This is a genomic window from Bartonella silvatica (genome assembly GCF_040545155.1).
Lineage (GTDB): Bacteria > Pseudomonadota > Alphaproteobacteria > Rhizobiales > Rhizobiaceae > Bartonella > Bartonella silvatica.
Genome location: NZ_JBEPLI010000042.1, coordinates 1 through 3,669, shown reverse-complemented (window position 1 = coordinate 3,669; position 3,669 = coordinate 1). Strand labels below are relative to the sequence as shown.

1 protein-coding gene and 1 pseudogene are annotated in these 3,669 nt (G+C 32.4%); both read left to right on the top strand.

The window, feature by feature from the left end; genetic code table 11:
• Positions 1-2,040 (top strand): type ISP restriction/modification enzyme (locus ABID23_RS07605; protein ID WP_354190854.1); only part of this gene is annotated, 2,040 nt, incomplete at its 5' end.
• A 1,342-nt stretch (positions 2,041-3,382) separates the two neighbouring features.
• Positions 3,383-3,669: pseudogene (locus ABID23_RS07600) on the top strand (hypothetical protein); the annotation flags it as partial.

The window sequence follows — 3,669 nt, the reverse complement described above, 5'->3', positions numbered from 1 at the left end:
ATGAAAGGTGAGTATATTCCTTTCAAACATATTGGTTTGGCTGATACGTTTCAGACGCTTAAAGAAAAAAACTTGATAGACGGTATACTCAAAGAAAACAGTGAATATTTAGAACACCAGAAAAATCTTAATATTGAAGTTATCTTTGGTAATCCTCCTTATTCTTCTGGTCAAAAAAGTGAAAATGATAATAATGCGAATATAGCCTATACTGCACTTGATGCAAGAATTCGTGATACATATGCATCAAGATCTCAAGCAAAACTAAAAAGAAATTTGTATGATAGCTATATCCGCGCCATTCGCTGGGCAAGTGACCGAATAAAAAACCGTGGTGTTATTGGTTTTGTTACGAATGCAAGTTTTGTAGATGCAAATGTTATGGCTGGTTTACGAAAATGCCTCGTTGAAGAATTTAGCAGCCTTTATATTTTCCATTTACGAGGAAATGCGCGGACTTCTGGAGAACAACGGAAGAAAGAAAGTGGTGGAATTTTTGGTGAAGGCTCTCGAGCACCTATAGCGATTTCTATTTTGGTTAAAAATCCAAATGTGCAACAGCATGGTAAGATATATTTTCGGGATATTGGAGATTATCTCAATAGAGAAGAAAAGCTCACAATAATTGAAAAATTTAGGAGTATTGATGGCATTACACGAAATAAAAAAGGTTGGCAAATAATTACACCAGATAAACATGGTGATTGGCTTGGTCAACGTGATGACAATTTCAACGCCTTTTTAGCTATAGGTGATAAAGGTGATAAAAAAGGTCATGATAAAAAACTTTTTGAAAATTTTTCGTGTGGTGTTGTAACTAGCCGTGATGCTTGGGCATATAACTCAAGCCGTGAGGTTTTAGCAAAAAATATGAGTCATATGATTGCTTTCTATAATAGCGAAGTGGAACGTTTTAATAATGTCTATCCGCATGCTGACCGCAAAACACGTATCAGTGCTGTAAATCATTTTGTCAATGCGGATGAAAACAAGATCAGTTGGAGTTATAGCGTTAAGCAAAATTTGATAAAAGGAAAGTTTTTTGAATTTGAGGATACATGCCTTATTCAAAGTCTTTATCGTCCTTTTACACAACGATGGCTTTATTATAACCGTATTTTTAATGAAGCAATTTATCAAATGCCGCGTATATTCCCAATAGGACAAACGGTTGAAAATAGGGTAATACAACTTACCGGTATAGGAACAACGGTTGGCTTTTCTGTCTTAATGACCAAGGACTTACCTAATTTTCATACAATAGATACTAGTCAATGCTTTTCACGGTATCTTTATGAGGATATTAAATCTTTAAAAGATAAAGATGATAACCAATCCCGTTTATTTACAAATTCCGAAGACAGTAAAACAGCTGGTTTACAGAAGCGTGATGCCATTACTGATGAGGGGCTAGCACATTTTAAAGCGGTTTATCCTAATGAAACCATAACAAAAGATGATTTGTTCTATTATGTTTACGGTCTTTTGCATTCGGAAGATTACCGTACCCGTTATGCTGATAACCTCTCTAAAGAATTGCCTCGTATCCCTTGTGTAAAAACTGCTGATGATTTTTGGAAATTTGTAACAGCAGGGCGTGAACTGGGTCATTTGCACGTAAACTATGAAGATGTAGAGCCTTATCCAGTAACCTTTAAAAAGGGTAATCCAAAAGTTACAGAGATCTCTAATCCCGAAAAATTCTATTATGTGACTGAAATGAAATTCGCAAAAGCAGGTAAAGAGAAAGATAAATCAACTGTTATTTATAACAGCAATATCATTATGACAGATATCCCTCTTGAAGCTTATGAGTATATCGTCAATGGCAAACCCGCTCTTGAATGGGTTATGGGGCGTCAATGTGTAAAGACTGATAAAAAGAGTGGTATTGTGAATGATGCCAATCGCTATGCTGTTGAAACCGTTGGCAACCCTGCCTACCCTCTAGAGTTATTTCAGAGGGTTATTACCGTAAGTTTAGAAACCATGAAAATCGTTAAGAACTTACCAAATTTGGTATTAAGAGAAACTGAATAGACTTGGCATGCTCACATAATGGGTATGCTAAACTCATAAGGGGTATAGAGCTTATAACCATAATCTATACCTCTTTTTGTTAAGTTGATTAGATACAATCTTTAAAAGGAGTATTTATATGCGTTATTCTAAAAAGAGAACACTTGCACTTTTAAATACCCTTATTTGGATTGCTTTAAAACTTTTAAGAAATCCACTCTTAAATAGAATTAGATTTTTTTACATTGCCTTTAAAAGATTATATCGTAATCTAAAATGATAACTTTATGCTTTTCAAAAGCTTTGTTTAAAGAGAGTTATGTATATTCATTTTGCTTATAGGTTTTGAAGGTGTAAAAATCGTCAAAACCCCCTCAAAACGTATATTATTGATTGAATTTAGAGGTTATATTATCAATATGGGTTGTTTTTTTAAGATCTATAAAATCTTAACCTATTGAAAAATAACATTTTTAATTTTTCTCATTTAAAAAAATAATAGAGGCTCTAAAAAGAACTGACAAAACTGACAACACTGATATTAAAAGGGATTTTGATAATCTCTATAATGATCAATCTCTCTTTATGATAGTTTCATAAGTGTTTTCATAACAGTCTATAAATTACAATTATCCTATTTATCGTTTCTCTTATGAAAATGAAAAATGATGCCATGGCTATGAAGCATATAACAGCTATAGAGAATGCGTAAAAATAATAGCTTTGTTTGAATAAAGCAAAAATGCAAATGAATGCATTGGTTATAAGAGCGCGGTGCCTATTAAGACAGTTCCTATAAAAGCCTGGTTAAGTCTAAAGTGTGTTATAAACAAAATTCACAAAAAAATTTAAATTCATTTAGTAAAAAAACTGATAGATTATAAAGATAAAAATACGCATTATGAGAGCGTTTTTAAATATTATAAATGTATAGATTCAGAAAATAACGCAATTGTTTTATAAAGCTTACAATATAACTTTAAAAGAATATAAATATAAAAGAAGCAATTAATAATCATATGATATTATCAATACACAATGCATTTAAAAAAATACAAAAAATATCAAAAAAGATAAAATATTAATTGACAATAAATACGTATTTTGTTATATAAATAATCAAGTGATGAAAAACACTTTAAACAGTAAGCGGATAGGTTACGATACAATCTTTCCAAAGCTTTTAAAACTGACTATCTTTTATGCTTTAATTAGCATATATGATGATTTTGTCGGGTGTGGTCACACCATACAATACTCTTTATGAGAAAAGTGTGACGACGGACTTACTGCCGTGTTTTTCAACGCCCGGCTCCCTTATAGGGTTGTCAATGAAAAACGTATAATCAGTAAGGTTTTAAATATGACAAATATCTCAAACAACACCCCCGTTAATAAGAAAAAAACATCAAAAAAATATGAATTTACTAGTGAAATGGATTGCGTAGCTGGTCACTTCTTATATCGCATTCGGGCTTTAAGAGATTTTGGGGATGTTAAAGCTGGCGATCTAGGCGGCTTTATTGAAAAGGAAAGCAACTTATCTCACAAAGGAAATTGCTGGGTGTATGACAAAGCGCGTGTTTTTGAAAATGCAAGGGTTTATCACAATGCTAAAGTCAAAGGCTTTTTTGTAGACGTTTATGGCGA